Origin of the sequence: Paenibacillus mendelii (assembly GCF_024498075.1) — a bacterium.
In the GTDB taxonomy this organism is placed as follows: domain Bacteria; phylum Bacillota; class Bacilli; order Paenibacillales; family Paenibacillaceae; genus Paenibacillus_Z; species Paenibacillus_Z mendelii.
The window spans coordinates 426,278-447,761 of record NZ_JANHOF010000005.1 but is presented as its reverse complement, the minus strand read 5'-3'; the positions used below and the strand labels follow the sequence as shown (position 1 = coordinate 447,761).

General features: G+C 51.6%; 22 protein-coding genes. 3 read left to right on the top strand and 19 right to left on the bottom strand.

Features of this window, described 5'->3' with window-relative positions; genetic code table 11:
• Positions 1 to 333: 333 nt before the first annotated feature.
• The 3 genes from NNL21_RS19415 to NNL21_RS19405 all read left to right on the top strand — a co-directional run bounded on the left by NNL21_RS19415 (position 334) and on the right by NNL21_RS19405 (position 2,848).
• The gene (locus NNL21_RS19415) at positions 334 to 732 is read left to right on the top strand and encodes a TIGR04086 family membrane protein (RefSeq protein WP_256555336.1); all 399 of its coding nucleotides are present in this window, start codon (positions 334 to 336) and stop codon (positions 730 to 732) included.
• A gap of 119 nt (positions 733 to 851) precedes the next feature.
• Positions 852 to 1,712, top strand: coding sequence for a phosphatase PAP2 family protein (locus tag NNL21_RS19410; protein ID WP_204818856.1), 861 nt, complete (start codon positions 852 to 854; stop codon positions 1,710 to 1,712).
• A gap of 158 nt (positions 1,713 to 1,870) precedes the next feature.
• The gene (locus NNL21_RS19405) at positions 1,871 to 2,848 is read left to right on the top strand and encodes a helix-turn-helix transcriptional regulator (protein ID WP_204818855.1); all 978 of its coding nucleotides are present in this window, start codon (positions 1,871 to 1,873) and stop codon (positions 2,846 to 2,848) included.
• A 131-nt stretch (positions 2,849 to 2,979) separates the two neighbouring features.
• Here the strand turns inward: NNL21_RS19405 and yajC are convergent, their stop codons facing one another.
• The 19 genes from yajC to rpmA form a co-directional block, all read right to left on the bottom strand.
• Positions 2,980 to 3,327, bottom strand: coding sequence for a preprotein translocase subunit YajC (yajC, locus tag NNL21_RS19400; RefSeq protein ID WP_204818854.1), 348 nt, complete (start codon positions 3,325 to 3,327; stop codon positions 2,980 to 2,982).
• Between the two features lie 14 nt (positions 3,328 to 3,341).
• On the bottom strand, positions 3,342 to 4,475 hold the full coding sequence (gene tgt, locus NNL21_RS19395) for a tRNA guanosine(34) transglycosylase Tgt (protein WP_204818853.1): 1,134 nt from the start codon (positions 4,473 to 4,475) through the stop codon (positions 3,342 to 3,344).
• 18 nt (positions 4,476 to 4,493) lie between these two features.
• Positions 4,494 to 5,540 carry a tRNA preQ1(34) S-adenosylmethionine ribosyltransferase-isomerase QueA gene (queA, locus tag NNL21_RS19390; protein ID WP_204818852.1) on the bottom strand — a complete coding sequence of 349 codons (1,047 nt, stop codon included), beginning with the start codon at positions 5,538 to 5,540 and terminating at the stop codon, positions 4,494 to 4,496.
• Between the two features lie 9 nt (positions 5,541 to 5,549).
• On the bottom strand, positions 5,550 to 7,691 hold the full coding sequence (locus tag NNL21_RS19385; RefSeq protein ID WP_204818851.1) for a SpoIID/LytB domain-containing protein: 2,142 nt from the start codon (positions 7,689 to 7,691) through the stop codon (positions 5,550 to 5,552).
• Complete coding sequence (locus tag NNL21_RS19380) at positions 7,688 to 8,128, bottom strand: thiol-disulfide oxidoreductase DCC family protein (protein WP_204818850.1); 441 nt, start codon at positions 8,126 to 8,128, stop codon at positions 7,688 to 7,690. The genes NNL21_RS19385 and NNL21_RS19380 overlap by 4 nt, the downstream gene beginning before the upstream one ends.
• Entirely contained in the window at positions 8,128 to 9,165 is a 1,038-nt protein-coding gene (gene ruvB / locus NNL21_RS19375; protein WP_204818849.1) for a Holliday junction branch migration DNA helicase RuvB, read from the bottom strand. The genes NNL21_RS19380 and ruvB overlap by 1 nt, the downstream gene beginning before the upstream one ends.
• Before the next feature lie 20 nt (positions 9,166 to 9,185).
• Positions 9,186 to 9,824, bottom strand: a complete 639-nt coding sequence (gene ruvA, locus NNL21_RS19370) for a Holliday junction branch migration protein RuvA (protein ID WP_204818848.1) — start codon at positions 9,822 to 9,824, stop codon at positions 9,186 to 9,188.
• Positions 9,821 to 10,324 (bottom strand): crossover junction endodeoxyribonuclease RuvC, encoded by a 504-nt coding sequence (gene ruvC, locus NNL21_RS19365; RefSeq protein ID WP_204818847.1) that lies wholly within the window; start codon positions 10,322 to 10,324, stop codon positions 9,821 to 9,823. Before ruvC ends, ruvA begins: the two co-directional genes overlap by 4 nt.
• A 167-nt stretch (positions 10,325 to 10,491) precedes the next feature.
• The gene (locus NNL21_RS19360) at positions 10,492 to 11,181 is read right to left on the bottom strand and encodes a BofC C-terminal domain-containing protein (protein ID WP_204818846.1); all 690 of its coding nucleotides are present in this window, start codon (positions 11,179 to 11,181) and stop codon (positions 10,492 to 10,494) included.
• A 164-nt stretch (positions 11,182 to 11,345) separates the two neighbouring features.
• Positions 11,346 to 12,977, bottom strand: a complete 1,632-nt coding sequence (locus tag NNL21_RS19355; protein ID WP_256555335.1) for a LysM peptidoglycan-binding domain-containing protein — start codon at positions 12,975 to 12,977, stop codon at positions 11,346 to 11,348.
• A 162-nt stretch (positions 12,978 to 13,139) separates the two neighbouring features.
• Positions 13,140 to 14,021 (bottom strand): branched-chain-amino-acid transaminase, encoded by an 882-nt coding sequence (ilvE, locus tag NNL21_RS19350; RefSeq protein WP_204818844.1) that lies wholly within the window; start codon positions 14,019 to 14,021, stop codon positions 13,140 to 13,142.
• A 36-nt stretch (positions 14,022 to 14,057) separates the two neighbouring features.
• On the bottom strand, positions 14,058 to 14,924 hold the full coding sequence (gene pheA / locus NNL21_RS19345) for a prephenate dehydratase (protein ID WP_204818843.1): 867 nt from the start codon (positions 14,922 to 14,924) through the stop codon (positions 14,058 to 14,060).
• Complete coding sequence (gene thrB, locus NNL21_RS19340; protein WP_204818842.1) at positions 14,921 to 15,898, bottom strand: homoserine kinase; 978 nt, start codon at positions 15,896 to 15,898, stop codon at positions 14,921 to 14,923. The genes pheA and thrB overlap by 4 nt, the downstream gene beginning before the upstream one ends.
• A complete protein-coding gene (gene thrC / locus NNL21_RS19335; RefSeq protein ID WP_204818841.1) occupies positions 15,898 to 16,965 on the bottom strand; it encodes a threonine synthase in 1,068 nt (355 codons plus the stop codon). The genes thrB and thrC overlap by 1 nt, the downstream gene beginning before the upstream one ends.
• 35 nt (positions 16,966 to 17,000) lie before the next feature.
• The gene (locus NNL21_RS19330) at positions 17,001 to 18,287 is read right to left on the bottom strand and encodes a homoserine dehydrogenase (RefSeq protein WP_204818840.1); all 1,287 of its coding nucleotides are present in this window, start codon (positions 18,285 to 18,287) and stop codon (positions 17,001 to 17,003) included.
• Between the two features lie 24 nt (positions 18,288 to 18,311).
• The gene (locus NNL21_RS19325; protein WP_204818839.1) at positions 18,312 to 18,749 is read right to left on the bottom strand and encodes an ACT domain-containing protein; all 438 of its coding nucleotides are present in this window, start codon (positions 18,747 to 18,749) and stop codon (positions 18,312 to 18,314) included.
• 173 nt (positions 18,750 to 18,922) lie between these two features.
• Positions 18,923 to 20,245 carry a GTPase ObgE gene (gene obgE, locus NNL21_RS19320; protein WP_204818838.1) on the bottom strand — a complete coding sequence of 441 codons (1,323 nt, stop codon included), beginning with the start codon at positions 20,243 to 20,245 and terminating at the stop codon, positions 18,923 to 18,925.
• A 13-nt stretch (positions 20,246 to 20,258) separates the two neighbouring features.
• A complete protein-coding gene (locus NNL21_RS19315) occupies positions 20,259 to 20,996 on the bottom strand; it encodes a Spo0B domain-containing protein (RefSeq protein ID WP_204818837.1) in 738 nt (245 codons plus the stop codon).
• Positions 20,997 to 21,156: 160 nt separating this feature from the next.
• Positions 21,157 to 21,468, bottom strand: a complete 312-nt coding sequence (gene rpmA / locus NNL21_RS19310; protein ID WP_204818836.1) for a 50S ribosomal protein L27 — start codon at positions 21,466 to 21,468, stop codon at positions 21,157 to 21,159.
• Between the last annotated feature and the right edge of the window lie 16 nt (positions 21,469 to 21,484).

Genomic DNA, 21,484 nt, shown 5'->3' with positions numbered 1-21,484 from the left:
CCCTTAGCTCATGCAACTTAGAGAACATGCACTATCACGGATTACTCCTTATTCAGGAATAAGTCATCTTATACGCGAACTCCTTGTACTATTTATGCCTGCTTGACCATATGGTGTACTAATCATGCTTACGAACGAAGTTATACCGCAATATGTACATTACCGGGAGGCTCAGGCTTCACAAAAATGTAGTCCATGCTTTCGAAGATGTTTTGTTGCGAAGAGAATTCGTGAAGCTTAAGCTTCACAAAACTTAGTCCATGCTTTCGAAGTTGTTTTGTTGCGAAGAGAATTCGTGAAGCTTAAGCTTCACAAAACTTAAGGAGGAACGAAATGAAAACGGTGAATTCGTTAAAGACTCCACCCAAGGTACATGTTGCTTCGCCCATGCTCTCCGGTGTTTTGTACGCGGCCATATGGCTGGCTGTCGGTGCGCTTGTCCTGTCTGCTTTACTCCGCTGGGGGAACCTGCAGGAAGACCAGCTCCCAATGTACAGCATGATCGTGCATGCGCTCGCTTCCTTTGCCGGCGGGTTCGTTGCTGGTAAACGGTCCAGCAAACGCGGATGGTATTACGGTGGGTTCCTCGGCGCTGCGTATGGTCTCCTGATTCTGCTTATCGGCTTCCTTGCCTCCAATGCCGGGATCAATGGAAGATCGCTTACCGTATTAGCGGAAACGCTCGCCTGCGGTTCCCTCGGCGGTATGATTGGTGTTAATACGAGACGATAGTCTATCACTTCTTACTGGAAATAGTTGGTCGATTATGAACTCCCCTTTATATTGTGCTATACTAGACCGAGTACATCGACGAACGGATTTGCTACTTATTTTGGGGGGAAAGACTAGCCATGATTTTGTTTGACAATATGACGACCGTAGCCATTTATACCACGCTTGTCGTCATTCTCTTGCTTTGGTACGGAGCATTGACAAATCCATTTCGGATCGGCGGTCTTTTTCTAAAAGAGCTTGCCACCTCAAGGGCCTATTTGTTACATTTTGTTGCATTGATGGCGATTCTATTCTTAAATAAAATCGAACTCATGATAGAGAATAACATGACTTCGTATACCGTTGATTTCACTTCGTTCTTTCAATCTATTGAAGGCAGCTTCGTCAGCAATCTGCAGCATACGTTTGAGAACGAGATTCTCACCTTGGTCGTTTCTTTTGTATACGTCGTTGTCTTTCAAGCCATGCTCATTGCATCCATCGGGATCTATACGTTTCAGGACAAAACAAAACAAATGTACTATGCAACATGTTATGCGATCATGATCAATTATCTGGTAGCCATTCCATTCTACTTCTTCTTCCCGGTCAATGAGGTATGGGCTCATGATCCAAGCGTCCGGTTTCTCATGCTTGACGTGTTCCCTAATTTCGAAACCGAATATCGTGCCCTTTCTGGACTCAATAATTGCTTTCCCAGCCTGCATACCTCGATTTCCGTCACGCTAGCCGTTCTGGCACTTCGGTCTGGCAACAAGCGCTGGGCTTGGTTTTGCAGCATTTGCGCGGCAATCGTCATATTCGCCATTTTCTATCTGGGGATCCACTGGCTTATTGATATGCTCGGCGGCCTACTGCTCGGTCTGTTCGCATCGACAGCAGGCATATATCTTAGCAAGGCTGGATTGTTCCTGCGCAGCCGCAGCGGAAAGCGGCGTCTCGCCCAGCTCACATATGCTCAAGAGGATGCCAAGTAATTGATACGTGTTAATCAAATGTTATGCAGACCACCATGCCGCCATTATGACGGCATGGTGGTTTTTTCATTCCATATATGACAGCAGATGTCCTGATTCGTAAGCTATACTAGAACAGATGCTTGATTGTCTTCATCCGAAATTAAAGGAGCGTTGCTATGCGCGGCGATAGATTGCTTTCCATCCTTCTTATGCTTCAGGATTCCGGGTTAATAACCGCAAAGGTGCTCGCCGAACGACTCGAAGTTTCGGAACGGACGATTCACCGCGATATGGAGGCGCTTAGCTCAGCCGGCATACCTGTTATGGCCGACCGCGGATCAGTTGGCGGCTGGCGGCTGATGGAGGGCTACAAGACCGATTTGACGGGATTAACCCGCGAGGAGCTTCAAGCCCTGCTGCTTGCCGCTTCCGTCCGATTGCCCACCGATACGGATCTGCGTGTTAAGCTTGAATCTGCGCTGATCAAGCTGGTCACTGCCGCGCCGTCCGAGCATTTATCTGACGTGAGGCGCATACGTGAAAGGCTTCATATTGACGGGATCGGCTGGAACAACCATCATGAACCGACTCCTTGGTTGTCTCTTATCCAAGAAGCGGTATGGAATGATCATCGAATTGAATTTAGTTATAACAAAGGGGATCAAACCGTAGTACGGATCGCCGAACCATTAGGAATCGTTGCCAAGGGAAAGGTTTGGTATATGATTGCTACCGTAGATACGGAAACGAGAACATACCGTATATCTCGTATCACAGAAGCTAGGTTGACCGGCGATCACTACGACCGCCCCGTTGATTTTGATTTGGCTGCATGGTGGCAAGCGTCAACCGCTGCTTTCTATGAACAGCTGCCGCGGTTCCATGCGTTATTGCGGATGGAGGAGGATCAGCTCGCCAAACTTAAACGAATTCGATACGTTAACGTACAAGCAGTTCGAGACACTCCTTCCTTGCGTGTCGAAGATGTATCCCCAGAACATTTACTCGAGGTCGAGGTCGTATTTGATTCTATCGAGGTGGCCTGCGAGGTTTTATTTTCATTTGCATCTACCGTGGAAGCACTTGAACCTGCGATTCTGAGGGAGACCATGCTCGAGCGGGCTCAACTTCTTGTCGCGCGATATCAGGCGTAAAAAAAAAGCGGAGATTCGAGGCTATCGCCCCATCTCCGCTTTACCTATAACATATGCATGACCGTATTCACTTCTTACATGCCGGCGGAATTGACCGTCTTATGTATCACTCACACCGAAAGCTGCATGAATTAAGCCTTCGTTTCTTCCGTTTTGTCTTCTTTCTTCTCAACCGGCGCTGCGGCGCTCGACGACACATTATTAATCGCACTGCGGTCAAACGTGACCTTCGTCGTATCGTTGATGCGAAGAACTACCACATCATCCGTAATTTCCAAGATCGTACCATGCATCCCGCCGATCGTGACGACTTTATCGCCCTTCTTCAGCTGGTTTAGCATAGCGCTCCGATGCTTCTGTTTACGCTGCTGCGGACGAATAAGGAGAAAATAGAAAACCGCAAACATTAACACGAACGGTAGAATGGAGCCAAGCGCCCCTAAACCGCCTAAACCACCAGTCTCAGCTGCTACCCACATTGATTTCACCCCTTTCAAAATCCTTTATCATTGTCAAGCAGTCCGTACTTGGCGAAGAAGGCATCCCGGAAATCGAGCAGCCGATCCTCCATAATCGCTTGACGTACGTCCCGCATGAGCTGCAATAAGAAATGTAAATTGTGATACGTAGTCAACCGTAAACCGAATGTCTCGTCCGCTTTAATGAGATGACGGAGATACGCGCGCGAGTAATTCGTACACGTATAGCAGGAACACTCTGGATCCAACGGACCGAAGTCATCCGTAAATTTCGCATTGCGAATGACCAACCGTCCTGAGCTCGTCATCGTCGTTCCATTACGCGCAATGCGAGTCGGAAGTACGCAATCGAACATATCGATTCCGCGGATGGAGCCATCCAACAGCGCATCCGGTGAACCGACTCCCATCAGATAACGGGGCTTGTCCGCCGGAAGCAGCGGAACCGTGCTTTCCAGCACTCTATACATGATATCTTTTGGTTCTCCGACACTTAATCCTCCAATAGCATACCCCGGGAAATCCATGGAAGTCAACTCGGACGCACTCTGACGGCGCAAATCATCGTACATCCCGCCTTGCACGATAGCGAAGAGAGCTTGATCATGCGGTCTTGCATGTGATTTCAAGCAGCGCTCGGCCCAGCGTGTCGTACGTTCGAGCGATTGCTTCACGTAATCATACTCTGCCGGATATGGTGCACACTCATCGAACGCCATCATAATGTCTGGGCCGAGTGCGTTCTGGATTTCCATTGCTTTCTCTGGTGAGATGAACAGCTTGTCTCCATTCAGATGGGAACGAAAATCAACGCCCTCTTCCCTGATCTTGCGCATCTTACTTAAGCTGAACACTTGAAAGCCGCCGCTATCGGTCAAGATCGGACGATCCCAGTTCATAAACTTATGAAGACCGCCGGCCTGACGCACGATTTCGTGTCCGGGACGGACGAACAGATGATACGTATTGCTCAATATGATGTGCGCATCCATCTGCTTGAGCTCTTCCGGACTCATTGTCTTTACCGTTGCCTGTGTGCCCACCGGCATAAAGGTAGGGGTGTCAATAATACCGTGAGGTGTATGAATCCTACCTAAACGGGCTCCCGATTGCTTGCATACTTTGATTAACTCATATTTGATCGCCATTATACATTCGTCCAATCCTTAGTAGATAAACATTGCGTCGCCAAAGCTGAAGAAACGATATTCCTTGTCGATTGCCTCGCGATAAGCGTTCATCACGTGATCCCGTCCTGCCAGAGCACTGACGAGCATGACCAGCGTCGACTTCGGCAGATGAAAATTCGTAAGAAGAGCATCGACCAGCTTAAACGAGTATCCCGGGAATAGAAAGATATCGGTCCAGCCGCTGCAGGCTTGAACATCGCCGGAAGGGAAGCGCGCCGCTGCAGTTTCAAGCGTACGTGCTGATGTCGTGCCTACGGCTACAACACGGCCTCCTCTTGCCTTCGTTTGCCTCAATAATGATGCCGTCGAATCACTCAATTCATAGTACTCGGCATGCATCGTATGCTCTTCTACCCGTTCTACGGACATTGGCCGGAACGTGCCTAGTCCAACATGGAGCGTCACATATGCGATATTAACGCCTTTAGCGCTCAGCTGATCGAGGAACGGCTGTGTAAAATGGAGCCCTGCTGTTGGCGCAGCAGCCGAACCTTCGTGCTTGGCATATACCGTCTGGTATCGCTCCCTGTCATTAAGACGTTCCTTAATATACGGTGGCAGCGGCATCTCGCCAAGGCGATCAAGCAGCTCTTGAAATATGCCTTCGTATTGAAATTCCACTACGCGTGAACCCATATCTCCTTCGCCGGTCACAACGGCGCTCAGGAGTGGATTACCTGTCCCATCGTCTCCGAAAGCCAGCTTAGCACCCAGCTTGAGCCGTTTCGCAGGCTTGGCCAGCGTCTCCCAGCGATCGCCTTCGATCTGCTTCAACAGCAGCAGCTCCACTTTGGCCCCTGTGTCCGACTTGACGCCTAGTAGACGTGCAGGCAGAACGCGTGTGTCATTCAAAACGAGGGTATCGCCTGGTTGCAGCATATCGGCAAGCTCCGTGAAGCGGTGATGCCCGATTGCACCCGAGTCCTTGCTGAGTGAGAGAAGCCTTGAGGCCGTTCGTTCCAGCAGCGGTGTCTGGGCAATCAGTGATTCCGGTAATTCAAAATCAAATTCGTCAACATTCATCGAATAGTCTCATTCCTTAACGATCGATACGTCTCTATAGTAGTATTGCAAAATGTACTTATAGTCATACCCTGATTCTGCCAATCCGCGGGCACCGTATTGAGATAAGCCGACGCCATGACCGTATCCGTTCCCTATGAACCGGAAAGTCGGTTCCTTCGTGGCCGCGCGTATGTCTCCTTGACCATTCAGGATGAACAGGTTTCCGCCGCTTGGCTCCGCGGGTTTTCCGTCTCCGCCAAGCACCATCAGCGCACCGCTGTCCTTCGGGCGTTCAGAGACCCGGTTTCCGGATGCAGCTATCGTCATTCTCGCCGTTTCGTCAATCTCGAGCCTTGTGCTCGGAAGACCGCCCAGAGCCGAACGGAACGAATCCGGGTTCTTCACTTCAAGCGCTCTGCCATTCACAAGCAGCTCTGTCAAGCGTCCCGAAGGGCCCTTGCTGCCTGCTTCCAGTGTGCGTACCGGGCCTTGGACCGCTGCCGATATCTTATTCATTGAGGAAAGGAGCGTAGCCGGTGTGAAGGGACCGCGTACCCACGACATCTCGTTGGATTGAATAACGCGTTCCAGCACAACGACTGACGTATTGCGTCCAACTTGGCCGACCGGCGGAACATTATCTTGTACGAGCGGGATTGGCCGAACCATGACTCCGTCACTTTTAACCCGCATGATCTTGCTTCCCGCTGCCGTCGTATCTGCTGTCGTTTCCAACAAGTCTTCACGGATGTAACCTGTTTCACCGCTCGGCAGCACGACCCTGTACCAATACATCAGCCCTTTCTCTGAAGATTGATCGGGGCTTGTAACTGACTTCAAATAAGGGACGACGTTACCCCATATTTCTGAGGCGTCGGCGCTTGCTCCCCCTGCACTGGATGAGAACAGCGATTCGATCACCTTGCCGCCGTGCATCGCGATTTCACCGCTCGTCGCGTCAACCGCTTTGATCGTCGCCGGCTTCTCCGCACCGATGCCTCCGTATACTTGACTAAGTGTCGTATCCACGACATGCGCGATTTGAAAACCGAACCCTTGATAAATCGCGTAGGTCCTTGCCGCCACTGCTTGGGCTTTAAGCGCTTCGGCATGCCAGGATGCAGGCATCTCTCCGCCTACGACAGCATATAAATATTGCTCGAACGGCAGCTCATTAATAACCGCCAGCTTGCTGCTTAGCCCACTCAGTTCAAATTGCCCACGGTATGTACGGCCATAACGCTCAGCCAGCTTAATGCCGGTTGCGGCATCCGTCGATACCCATAGCTTCGTACCGGTCAAGGGTACCGAATATAAAGGCATTGAAGACTTTGCCGACTCCGATATGGAGTGGTCATCGCGTATGAGAACATACACCGTGCTGGCATCCGCGGCTTTCAGAGTCCCCCCGCCAGCTGCCTTCGCCTTCACGGCATTCAAGCCGGCTTGATCGACGGCTGCTCCAACGAGAACCGTATATTGTCCCGATCCATTGCCTGCTTGTTTCATCGCCGCGAAAGCGTCAACCCCCAAACCGCGGAAAGCTCCCGCCGCTTGTTCTGCTTCCGTTTGGGATGCAAACGTTCCCGATTCATAATGAAGAGGCCCCATCAACTCGACTTTGGAAGCGCCTTTCAGACCCGCGAGCACACTGTCCTTGCTCCAACGCTCCGAAGCCGTCTTCGCTTCAGCTGCACTCCGGTATGATCCTTCGAGGATTTGATAGAAAGCTGCATTGTTTTTGGACACGGAAGTTAAGAATCCGGTCCCGCCTGCTGCTTTCAATCGTTTGACCATGGCAAGCGCGGTTGTGAACTCGGATGTTTCCGCGACCTTCACCTTATAGTCATCCAAGGTAAAGCGGATGGTTGCACCGGCCTTCGTTTGAAGCAGCGTCTTCACCCCGGCAGGCTGCCTGACGCCCACAGCCATGGCACCAGCAGATGTGAAGGTTGCCGATGCCGTATTAAGCTTATATCTTGCGTGTTCGATAAACAGAGCGACTCGTATCGTCTCAAGCTTCGGTACAGCCCCTTGCGAAGGCCACACAGTCCACACGGATACGAGAAGCAGCAGCGACACGAGCAGCAGCAATAACCGTATAGGCTTTGAACGGTTTCGCTGGCTATCGTAAGCGGTCTGGCTGCCGCTTACATCCACGATTTTCATTTGCCGTTCATCCTCCTATCTTCCGGATGATGATTAGGCAAGGCGCATACACCATTCTCACAGCCTTCATCCGTCTTACCAAACCAGTCATAACGCCGCTTGGCAACATAGCGATACAAGATATCAGCCAACCGGTTCATCCCAGGAATTCTATACAGCACGGCCATCCAAGATAATCCCCTAGACGTCCGCATGATCCGGACGACACCGTCCGCTCCCGCATAAGCGCGTCCTGCTTCATCCACGACATGCAGCTTGGCAAGAAGCCTTTCCTTATCGATGGAGCCGAACTCCGGAACTGCTTCGCTTGTTCCTTCCAGATAAGATTGAATGGAGACAAAACGAAGCTCGGCTGACGTGTGAAGTTCCCTGAGCCGTTTAACGCTCGCCAAGCATAGCCTGCACTGATTATCATACAGTACGTAAAGCTTCTCCATTAATTCACATCCTCAGCCTGTCCTGCTCCTCCGCCGAACTGTTCCGGCACCGGCAAGCCTAGATGTCGATAGGCTTGCGGAGCAACAACTCGACCTCTAGGCGTCCGCTGCAGAAAACCGATCTGCATCAAGTATGGCTCATAGACATCCTCGATGGTCTGACTCTCCTCACCGATTGTTGCTGCAATGGTATCCAGACCGACAGGTCCGCCCCGATAATGGGTAATCATCGTTACGAGCATCTTATGATCGATACGGTCGAGACCAAGTGGATCTACTTGTATCAATTCCATCGCATCACGGGCAAGCTCATGCGTAATAATTCCATCCCCGCGCACCTGCGCAAAATCGCGAACCCGCTTGAGCAGACGGTTGGCAATGCGCGGCGTCCCCCTGGAGCGCATCGCAATTTCGCGAGCCGCTTCTCCAACAACGCCGACGCCGAGAATTTCCGAAGTGCGCGATACGATGTAAGCGAGCTCGTCTACTGTGTAAAATTCGAGGCGGCTCACGACCCCGAACCGGTCGCGCAGCGGCGCCGAGAGAAGACCTGCTCGAGTAGTCGCGCCAATAAGGGTAAACGGCGGCAGCTCGAGCCGCACCGACCTGGCGCTAGGGCCTTTGCCGATCATAATATCAAGCGCAAAGTCCTCCATGGCCGGATACAGCACCTCTTCAACCGTACGATGCAGACGGTGAATCTCATCGATGAAAAGGACGTCGCCTTCTTGCAAATTCGTCAGCAATGCGGCCAGATCTCCGGGGCGTTCGATAGCCGGCCCGCTGGTTGTTCGCAAATTGACGCCCAGTTCATTGGCAATAATGTTCGACAGCGTCGTCTTCCCAAGGCCGGGAGGCCCATAGAGCAGTACGTGATCCAATGCTTCTTTGCGGAACTTGGCCGCCTCGATGAATACTTTCAAATTATCCTTCACTTTGGTCTGACCGATATATTCAGCTAAATAACGGGGACGCAAGCTAAGCTCCACCGCAGCATCTTCCATCATGAGGTTGGCGGAAATAATCCGGTCTTCCATAGGCGTATCCCCCTTTCCACTCAACCTTTAAACAACTGCTGAAGCGCTCGTTTCATGAGCGAATCAACCGTCTCGTCCGGCTTAACCGTTTCTTGCAGCGAATGCCATGCCCGTTCAAGCTCAGCAGACGTATAGCCGAGTGCCATAAGCGCTTCCCTTGCTTCCTGCCAAGCTTTGCCGCCGTCTGCATTCCCTTCCGGCTCCGAGAACAGATCGTCCATCGTCGCCAACCCGACAGCAGCCGAAGCAAAGCCCGTATGAAAGGCATCCAGCTTGTCCTTAAGGTCCAGAACCATACGCTGCGCTGTTTTCTTGCCGATCCCCGGAAGCTTGGTTAGGAATCCGATATTCTCCTGTTTAATCGCAGCAGCTACCGATTCCGGCTTTCCGCCGGCCAATATGCCCAGCGCAACGCGCGGCCCGATGCCGGAGACCTCGAGCAGCTTGCGAAACATGGATTGCTCTTCTCTTGTAGTGAAACCAAACAAATATGTAGCATCTTCACGGACATGATGATGTGTAAAGATCGTGACATCGTCGTCGCTCTTGGCAAAGCTGTACGGATTAGGCGTAAACACACGATAGCCTATGTCCCGAACATCGACAACGACATATTCGGTATCCCAATGCACGACCCTGCCTTTTACATAATCGATCACCGGCGGGTCACCTCGTTAATTTTTTGTGTGAGTACGGATGAATGGGCATGGCAGATCGCGACGGCAAGCGCATCCGCTACATCGTCCGGCTTAGGTATAGCCGACAACTTCAGAAACATGCGAACCATCTCCTGCACCTGGCGTTTCTCCGCTCTTCCGTAGCCGACAACCGCCTGCTTTACTTGCAGCGGCGTATACTCCGTAACCGGGAGTCCCCGCTGTGCGGCCGCCAAGATGATTACGCCCCGCGCTTGTCCAACCGCAAACGCGGTTGTGACATTCTTGTTGAAAAACAGCTTCTCCACTGCAACTGTGTCCGGCTTGTATTTATCCATCAGCGCGCAGGCCGAATCATAGACTTGCTTCAGTCTCGTTTCTTGAGGCGTGTGCGCTTCCGTTTCAATGCAGCCGTACTGTACGGGAACAAGCTTGCTCCCGATCTTATCAATAAAACCGAACCCGGCTATCGCTATGCCCGGATCTATGCCTAGTACGCGCAACCTGGTTCTCTCCTCACGCCATAGGGAATTATTAAAAATAGGACTTCCTCTTATTATAGCAAATGATTCCGGGAATGAGAACACGCGTTTTGTTCCACATCGTCATACCTTTCGCCGCGCAACAAAAAAAGGACGGCAGCTCGTGCCCTCCTTTCTCTTCTATCGCATCAATAGGTTGGTTTCATGACTCGCTCGCTTTGATCGAGCGCATAGTCGCTGAAGGTCGACAGCACGCTGTTATACTCGTCCTTATCGCTGACGCGTATGCCGTTGTTAAGCTGCTCCAGCCGCTCTTTGGGAAGACTGCTTTCCATGTACTGGACATCGAGCTGAAAGAAGGTTCGCAGAACCTTTTCTTTTTTGGGCGGACCGTCAAACAGCGACAGATTCCCTGCTTTATCGACGCTAAAGTAAGCGCTGCGCTTGCATCCCTCGGATAAGTCGTCAATCTTCTGTTCCATCGTAACGGTGCCGTCCTTATCTAACATGGCCATCCATTCAGGATGCTGCCTGAGCATGCGAATAACCGTATTCGCATCCACGCTGCCGAGTGCGCTCCACTCTTCACCACACAGATAGGTTCGATGCAATTTCACCGTGAAAGGACCTTCCTGCGATGCTAGCTTCGCAATAACGCTCCGGCTTGGCTCATTTACTTCAATCCGGTCCAGGTTGTTAACCTTTGCCAGCGCGGGCAATAAGACCGGATGAGCGGATTGCTGCAGCGCATTCGCCGCAAGAGCTGTATGCGGCATCATAAGCGTGAGCATTCCCAGCAAACAGCCCAATGTCAGAACGGATCTTCTTCCTCGCCTCAGACGTTTCTTTAATTGTTTCCAGAGGCTGAATTCCTTCATATCGGAACTCCCCATTTCCCCTTTTTTGTTAGTCTCTCTCCACCTCTGGGGAAATATGCATGGAATAAGTGAAGCGTCCCTATGCACAAAGAAAAAACTCCCCAATTTAGCCTTGGAGAGTCCGCAATAAATTCTTTGTTCACGCCCAGCCCGTTCAACAATAGTTATTGATTAATCCAAGGGAGACTTCCGCTTCGGCGTTTGGGCGTCACGGGGCGGGATGAGTGTACGACGGCTTTCTTGGCAGGTTTGCGGGGGGCCGCTGTCTTATTGCTATGCGACAGCTTCACTTTCGCTTCCGGCTCGTCGTCTTCCGAATCTTCACGTTTATCTTTACAACCGCATTTGCAAGGCTTCTCGGATGTCTCGGCCGTTTGACTCGGATTCATCTGCCCTTGTCCGTGGCCGAACGGCATATTCCAAGGACTATTCGCTGCAGGAGATATACCCGATGGACCATATCCATATCCTTGACCATAAGGACCTTCACTCATCGGTGATACCATTCCGGAGCCGTATCCGTATCCATGCGGGCCTTCACTCATCGGTGACACCATTCCGGAGTCATATCCGTATCCATGCGGGCCTTCACTCATCGGCGACACCATTCCGGAGCCATATCCGTATCCATGCGGGCCTTCACTCATCGGCGACAGTCCATAAGGTCCGCAATCTTCACCCATCCCGAATGGGCTCAAACCCGTCTCTTGGTAAGGCGTGGCTTGGTAACCATAGCCATGCGGAACAGGATTCGGCGCTCCCCATGGCAGCGTAGATGCTCCAAGATTCTCGGGTGGACACCAATCCGGCATTCCTTGCGAGGCTGGGCTGACGAGCGGCTGCTGCCAGCCGTAGCCGCCGGCTGTCGGCGAGACTTGCGGCTGACCGTAACCATAGCCATGATGACCCATCTGTACAGGAGACACAGCCTCCGGCATTGTCGGCATATCATATAGTGACATCACTTCAGTCGCAGGCACGCCGTATTGTTGAAATAAATCGATGTGCTGCTCATATTGTACATGTACCGGGTAACCCTTCTTCTCTGCTGGCTTTTCTGCCGCAGGTTTTTGCAGCGGCATTGGAGCTGGCGCTACGTTAGGCGACACATTTGGTGCTACATTAGGAGCGATGTTCGGTGCAACGTTAACATTCGGCGATATATTAGGCTGTACATTAGGCGATACATTCGGCGTAACGTTCGACGAAACATCCGGTGCCTGATTGGATGCAGGCGCTGGTACCGGTGAAGGAACCTCCTTCGGTGCCGTCTCCGCTTTAGGAACGTTTGTCGCGATCGGAGCCGTTGGTTTCTTACCGACAAGCGCTCCAAGCGCTCCTGTAGGTATTTTGCCTGTTGGAATTTTGCCCATCAAGCCTTGAACGCCTTGCATCACAGACATCGGATGAAGCGGATGATGCGTTCCTTCTTCACTCTGGGATTCATTCGTGCCCGGTAACGTGGCCGTCATTCCCGGCTTCGGAATATTGACCACTTCACCTGTCAGCAGCACGTTCGGGTTTTTCAGCTGCGGATTTGCCTTGATCATGTCGCTTAACGGTACACCCCAAGCCTTAGACAGCTTCCACAGCGTGTCGCCCTGAACCACCACATGCTGGTGTAGAATGTTCATGTCGGCAGGCTTCGATGAAGGGATCTTCACTTTCTCTCCGACATCAATCACGTCCGGGTTCGTGATGTTCGGGTTAAGCTTCAGCACTTCTTCCAGCGAGACATCGTACTTCTGTGCGATCAAGTATAATGATTCGCCTTTTTTCACAATATGAATTTTCACTCGCCACTAACCTCCTGACACGTTCTTACATTCGTAACAGGCAATCGCCCGTTATCAATCCCTACATCCTATGCAGAACGTGGGCGAGTGTCCCCCCAAGAGGCAAAAAAAAATTGAGACCCGTCCGGCATACCGCCGGCAAGAGCCTCAACTTTCTATTCGTTATTTAAACACCTGCACGCCATCGATATCGACTAGCTTGCGGAATTCTTCCAGCAAATGCGTGGTAATCGGACCCGCTTTCCCTGTGCCGATCGTACGTCCATCTACTTCGCGAACCGCAATGACTTCCGCTGCCGTGCCCGTGAAGAAGACTTCATCCGCAACATAAACATCATGCAATGTGAAAGGAATCTCTTTCAGCGTATAGCCCAGTTTATCGCATAGTTCCATAATAGCCGCTCGCGTAATTCCTTCAAGCGCTCCAACATAACAAGGCGGCGTGTATACCACGTCATTCTTAATGATGAAGATGTTGTCGCTGGACCCTTCGGCTACATAGCCCTGCGAATTAAGCATAATGGCTTCGCCGACGCCGGCTAGATTAGCTTGAATCTTCACGAGAATATTATTCAAATAATTCAAGGATTTGATCTTAGGATTAAGCGCATCCGGAATATTGCGGCGCTGAGATACCGAGACCGAAATCAAGCCGTTCTTATACGCCTCCTCAGGGTAAATCGCCAGCTGTTCGACAATAATGATAACCCATGCACTCGGGCAGCGTTTCGGATCAAGCCCCAGATTGCCCGGTCCGCGGGAAACCACGAGGCGGATATAACCGTCCTGCATGTCATTGCGCTGAATCGTTTCCACTAATGCTGCCTCCATCTCTTCATAGGAGAGGGGAATGTCCAGCATGATCGATTTGGCTGAATCGTACAGTCGATTAAGATGCTCCTTGCATTTGAAAATGTTCCCGTTATAGATGCGAATGCCTTCAAATATACCGTCTCCGTATAGAAAGCCATGATCGTATACCGAGACTTTTGCATTTTCTTTCGTGACGAACTCTCCGTTTAAATAGATAACTTGCTCTGCCATGATAGGTAAACACCTCCAGGTTAATTGAACCTTTCGTTAGCCTTCATATGTAAAGCTCGGATAGCTACCTAAAATTCGGATTTGACAGCCCAGCGCTTCGATTTCGGTGAAAGCAGCCGGTAATAAGACGGAATCGAGCGACATCTCGATATCAATAAAGAAATAGTAGTTGCCCAGCTTCTTCTTCGTTGGGCGCGATTCGATGCGCGATAGATTAATGCGGCGCCATGCGAATACCGAAAGCAGCTGATGCAGGGCACCAGGGAAATCCTCCGGCAGCGTAACGAGGATGCTTGTCTTTTGTTTCTCCGAGGATCGGACCGTGAACGGCTTCTCGCCAACGAGAAGGAAACGTGTGTAATTGTTATCATGATCCGTTACGCCCTTGTCCAAGACATCCAATCCGTTGTTTGCCGCTGCTATCGTAGTGCCGATCGCCGCCCAACCGCTCTGAGGGTGATCGCGTACGATTCTGACGGCTTCAGCGGTGCTGCTCACATGCTCAAGGTCAGCGTGAGGCAGATGCTCGCGGATGTATTGCAGGCACTGCGCCATAGCGACAGGATGGCTTAACACCTTCACAACGCGGCTGTAATCAACCGCTTGATTATCGCCGGCGAGTTCATCGAGACGACCAATTAAATTTTGAATGGATGGATAGATCCACTCCGCCTGAATCGGGAGATCGACCTCATGAACGATCCAATCCATATGCAAGCTTACGGATCCTTCAATCGTGTTCTCGATTGGAATGACACTGTAATCGGTACGGCCGTTAGCTGTCGATAGAAAAACATCCGCAATGAGTTTATGGTAGTTCAGGTCCACCTCTGTTCCTGCAAACAGATAACGGGCCGCTTCGTCCGAGACCGAACCTTGCGGCAGCAATGCTACATTAATCATGCCTTGACTTCTCCTTTAATGCGCTCCATGAAAGCCGGAACGACTTCATCGCGTACCAGCGTGGTTACCTCTGGTCCGCCTGCGCATGGCTTCAGCCATAAAGTCTTTGCCTCGATACCTTCTCTGCGCAGCGTTGCAAGCAGAAATTGCTCAAGCTCGTCCTTCCGTGGACTGCTTGCTTCGACTAGTGCCAACAGCGTTGGTCCGGCTCCGCTCAGCGCAGTTCCCAGCGCGCCATGTTCCGTCGCTTTCTCCAGAATCTCCGCCATTCCCGGAATGAAAGCAGCGCGATAAGGCTGGTGAAGCCGGTCCCGCATGGCATGTCCGATCAGCTCCAATTGACCGCTTGCAAAAGCTGCAACAAGAAGAGAACTGCAGCCGACATTAAAGACGGCATCTCCCATTGCAATTTCCTTCGGAAGCGCATGACGCGCTTTCTCAGTAGCCAATTGAAACGCCGGTATAGCAACGAGCACTTCCAGCTCCGGATGCGGCTCCAGCCGCACCTTCTCCGCCCGGGTACCATCCCAAGCGGAGACGACAATGCCGCCGAACAGCGATGCCCCAACATTGTCCGGATGCCCTTCGAGCTTGGTTGCTAGCTGGAATAAGCGATCCTCGGTTAGCGGACTTCCGATGAGCGCATTCGCCGCAACCAGCGCCCCAACGATTGCTGACGCACTGCTGCCTAGCCCTCTTGTTAACGGAATGTCGCTGTACATCGAAATATGCAGCTCGGGTACAGCGACACCCGCTTCTTTAAATACAAGTTGCGCAACTTTATAGATCAGATTGGACTTGTCCCTAGGCACACCTTCCAAACCGCTGCCATAAAGGTTAATAACCGTTTCATCTTCAGATGCTGCTAGCTCGATCCAAGCATACAGCGATAGCGCCATGCCGAGCGTATCGAATCCCGGTCCGAGATTGGCCGTACTGGCCGGCACCTTCACGATTACCCGGCGTTCTGTCATTACGCTTCACCTTCCAGCTTGCGAATTGCCTCCATAACCGCCTCTTCGGTATCCGCAACGACCATCGGCTCTGCATTCACGCTTTTAATCGCGATATTAGGATCCTTCAGACCATGGCCTGTCAACACGCAGACGACCGTCTCGCCGCCCTTGAACACGCCTTCGCGCTTCAATTTCATTACGCCTGCAATAGAGGCTGCCGACGCAGGCTCCGCAAATATCCCCTCGCGTGCAGCAATCGTCTTATAAGCATGAAGAATTTCTTCATCCGTGACAAAGTTAATTTGCCCGCCTGATTCTTCCGCCGCCGCAACAGCTGTTTTCCAGCTGGCCGGGTTACCGATACGGATGGCAGTCGCCACTGTTTCCGGATCCGCAATTGGCTCTCCTTTGACGATGGCCATTGCGCCCTCGGCTTCAAAGCCGACCATCTTCGGCAGAGAAGAGATCTTGCCTGCGGCATGATACTCCTTAAAGCCTTTCCAGTAAGCGGAAATGTTGCCCGCATTACCTACAGGAATCGCTAGGTAGTCCGGAGCCTTGCCAAGCTGCTCGCTCACTTCGAATGCAGCCGTTTTCTGCCCTTCAATCCGGTATGGATTGACAGAATTGACTAGCGTAATCGGATGCTTGGCCGTAATTTCGCGAACGATTTCCAATGCCCGGTCGAAGTTGCCTTCGATGGCAATAACTTTGGCACCATATATGATGGCTTGAGCAAGCTTACCGAGCGCAATGTTATTATTCGGAATGATGACGATGCAGTTCAACCCGCCGCGTGCCGCATAAGCCGCCGCTGCAGCCGACGTATTACCCGTAGAGGCGCACATTATCGTCTTGCTGCCTTCCTCCATCGCTTTGGCTACTGCCATAACCATACCGCGGTCTTTGAACGATCCAGTAGGGTTTAAGCCTTCATATTTAAAGTAAAGATCCAGCCCGAGCTCTTCCGACAAATTTTCCGCCCGCACGAGCGGTGTATTGCCTTCTTGAAGGGTAAGCAACGGTGTCTTGTCGGTAACCGGCAAGTTCTCTTTGAATGTTTGTATCAATCCCATGTATCTCATAAACGGTTAAGACTCCTTTATTGTAAGGGTATTGGTTAGCCTTCGACGCGGTACACGCTCTTCACGCACTTCACAACGTCCATATCGTTGAACGCCGCAAGCACCTTGTTCACCGATGCTTTGCTCGCGTCATGTGTAATGATGATGATTTCCGCTTCCGGATGGGACGGGTTAGGCTGTTGAACAACGGATTCCAGACTGACCTCGGTGTCCGCGAACGCCTGTGTAATACGAGCGAGAACGCCAGCCCGGTCATCCACATGCAGCAGCATAAAATATTTCGAAGAAATCTGCTCGTCCGTTTTGAGCTTCTTCTCCTTATATGTCAGTGTCAGTTGTTTGCCGTTGACGCCGAGCTTCAAATTCTTAACGACAGCCACCAGATCGGCTACAATAGATGTTGCCGTCGGCAGCTCGCCTGCACCCGCTCCGTAGAACATCGTCTCTCCAACCGCTTCGCCATATACATAAACGGCGTTAAATACACCGTTGACGCCCGCGATCGGATGCGTGTTTCTAACCATGGTCGGTTGTACGCTGACGCTAATAAACTCGTCTTGACGCTCCGCAATGCCGAGCAGCTTCACTTCATAGCCAAGCCGCTTACCGTAAGCGATGTCTTCGCGGCTAACCGACGATATCCCTTTCACATCGACGTCCTCGAGTGCAACGTTCGCTCGGAAGCCGAGTGTCGCAAGAATCGTCATCTTACGCGCCGCATCCAGTCCTTCGACATCGGATGTCGGATCGGCCTCTGCATAACCAAGCTCCTGCGCTTCCTTCAGCACGTCAGCATAGGCAGCGCCTTCTTGACTCATCTTCGACAGGATATAGTTGGTCGTGCCGTTCACGATGCCCATTATTTTCGTAATCCGATCGGATGAGAAGCCCTCGATCAGTGTCCGTATGATTGGAATTCCGCCGGCAACGCTCGCTTCATATAGGATGTCGCACTGCTGCTCCTGCGCCTTTGCCAAAATTTCCGGACCGTGTAGCGCCATTAAATCCTTATTGGCTGTTACGACATGCTTACCGCGTGCAAGCGCTTCAAGAATATAACCTTTGGTTTGCTCAATGCCGCCCATAACTTCAACGACAACATCGATTTCAGGGTTATGAATAATTTCCCATGGATCCTCAGTCAACTTATCGGGATCTATGTTAATACTCCGAGCCTTACTCTTATTCTGTACGAGCACCTTCTCGATAATGATCGGCGAGCCAACCTGGCTTTCCAAATCAACCTGATGACCTTCTACGATGCGAACAACACCCGTACCGACCGTTCCGAGTCCGAGCAATCCTACTTTTACCGGTTTCATATGCGTCTCCCCCATCTTTTCGTTCTATCCTTGTCCGATGACTGAAGTCTTACGTACGCCATCCTGACTTCGAATCGCATCGATAAGCTCGGACAATCCGTCATTCATCCCTGATGTATCCATAGAGATGACAACATTCGCCAATCCTTGCAGCGGAATGGTCTGGTGAATCGTGAGCACATTCCCTTCTGAGCCGGCAAGCAAGCCCAGCACTTTGGACAATACGCCCGAGCGGTGCTCCAAGTCCATCGAGATTGTAACGATTCGCTCACGCTGCAATTGGTTAAGCGTATAGACGCCGTCTTTGTATTTATAGAAGGCACTTCGGCTTAGTCCCACACGTTCTGTCGCTTCATGGACTGTAGCCGCTTCGCCGCGCTGGAGCATATCTTTGACCTGGATCGTCTTGACGATCGCTTCAGGTAAAATGTCCTCGCGGACGACAAAGTATCGTTCTCCCACCGACCGTCCTCCTATAAAAGACATTTGTTCTCGTATAGTGGACATTATATCGAAAAATACGTTTATCGGCAATAGGCAATACGTTTGAATACAACAAAGGACTGACCCGCGCGCAGTCAGTCCAATATGCAGACCACTGGCGGGACAGCCCTTCGAAACGTCTAACTGGATGGTTATTCGTACATATAGTCGCTGCCTTCGAAAAACTCGAACGAGAAGTCACCGATCAATATGAGACTGCCATCCTTCGCTCCTGCTTTACGAAGAGCGTCATCCAGGCCCATCTTGCGCATTGTGCGGGCAAACCGCATAATCGCGTCATATGAATTCAAGTTTACACGCTTGATAAACCGTTCGATGGATTCGCTCTCGACGACAAACGACTCATTTTCCCTGCGGATCGTGAACGATTGGTCTTCCTGCTTCTCGAGCGTGTAGACCTTGCGCTCCGCAACGTCTCTTACTTCCTCGATAAGCGGCATTTCTGGAACGGTCTCCAGCAGGTCTGCCGCCTTATAGAGCAGTTCTTGAACGCCTTGCTTGGTCAGCGAGGACATCGGGACGATATCATATTGAATATCCGTGTCATGCTCAGCCAACTGTTCCCGGAACATGGCAAGCTGTTCATCCGAATCCGGCATATCCATCTTATTGGCGACAATGATCTGAGGCCGTTCCGCGAGAAGCGGATTGTACTGCCTCAATTCATCGTTAATTTTGATCCAGTCCTCGAACGGGTCGCGGCCTTCGGAGCCGGACATGTCCACCACGTGAAGAATGACACGAGTACGTTCCACGTGACGCAGAAAATCATGTCCCAAACCAACGCCCTCGTGAGCTCCTTCGATCAGCCCAGGCAAATCTGCCATTACGAAGCTCCGGCCATCACCAACATCCACCACGCCCAGATTCGGGGTTAACGTCGTAAAATGATAGGCGCCGATCTTCGGAGTAGCGGCCGAGACGACCGACAGCAATGTCGACTTGCCGACGCTTGGGAATCCGACCAAACCGACATCCGCCATAACCTTCAGCTCGAGAATTACCCAGCGCTCTTGGCCCTCTTCACCATTCTCGGCGAACCCCGGCGCAGGATTGCTCGACGTGGCAAAGCGCGCATTGCCGCGTCCGCCGCGTCCGCCGCGAGCAACCACTACTTCTTGACCATGCCGCGTCATATCGGCAATGATTTCCTGTGTATCCTCATCGAGAATAATGGTCCCCGGAGGAATGCGAACGATCATCTTCTCCGCATTTGCGCCATGCATACTCTTGACCTTGCCCCGTTCACCGCGCTCGCCCTTGAAATGCTTCTGATAGCGGAAATCCATAAGCGTACGCAGTCCCTCGTCCACTCGGAATATTACGTCTGCGCCTTTGCCGCCGTCGCCGCCTGCTGGTCCGCCTTCCGGTACATATTTCTCCCGACGGTACGAGACAATTCCGTCGCCGCCGTTGCCGCCTTTTACAAATATCTTCGCTTTATCGACAAACATGATGTTCCTCCGTTCAATTTCCGAGCTCCGCCTGAAGCAGCAATTGCTCCGGCAGTTGCTTGGCTCCCAGCGGCTGCAGCGGCGTATCCTTCACCCGCTGCCTCCACTTCTGCTGCCATTCGTTCACATCGCCGATCTCACCCTCGAATAAGAAAGCGAGCTGCAGCCCCTTCTCGTCCAAATCAAGCTCGACGGTCAGCTTGGCCACTTCCCCCAAGCCGGGTTTGATTGCAAATCGATATACATTAATGATTTCCACTATTGCGTTAGATACACGTTCTCCATCCAGCGGCAGCTGTGATAAATTAAGTTCCCCGTCAATATCCACTTCCAGCAAAAGGGAGTTCGTCATTGTACGGAACGATTGTATATACGTCACTAGCGAGGGTATACCGAGCTTGGCGATCTTGCTTTCTGTCACCATTCTGTCTCTTATCTGTTCCACGCACTGTACAGATCTATCCGCTTTTCCCATGCGAATATAACCATACAATACCTGGAGATCATTCATCCAGTCATGGCGGTGGTGATTGAGCGTGCGAATCGATGCGGTTTGCAGGGCGTGAGTCATTCTGCTCATTCGATTCGATTGCTCTTGCCGCTCGCACCATACCCATAACACCGCAGCTGCAGCAACCCAGCCGATAAAGACGGCAAGAAGCCACAACTCCGAGCGCCAGATCAGTACGCTTGCCGCAGGAAGCAGTATGGATGCGGCCGCATAGTGCTTCATTGTTCTTATGCGATTCATGCCCACAATCCTACCTTCCTATTCTTTCCTAGCCCTAAATAGTATAGCACGACAGCACAGAAAGATCACGCGAATAACACATGGAAGAGGGTTGTGCTGATCATAGGGATTCACATAAAAAAGCCCCGGCCTGCAAAGCAGACCGAGGCATTCATGACGATTAAACTTCCACTGCTGCGGCTACCGGAGCAGCATCGATTGGATAAACGCTAACTTTCTTACGATCGCGTCCCCAACGTTCAAACTTGACAACGCCCTCTACTTTAGCAAAAAGCGTATCGTCTTTACCGATCCCGACATTGTTGCCTGGATGGATCTTCGTTCCGCGTTGACGGTAAAGAATGCTGCCAGCCGTTACCGTCTGACCGTCTGCACGCTTCGCGCCAAGACGTTTCGATTGGCTGTCGCGACCGTTACGTGTGGAACCGACACCTTTCTTCGAAGCGAATAGCTGAAGATTCAGTTTCAACATAGTGTTTCCTCCTTCA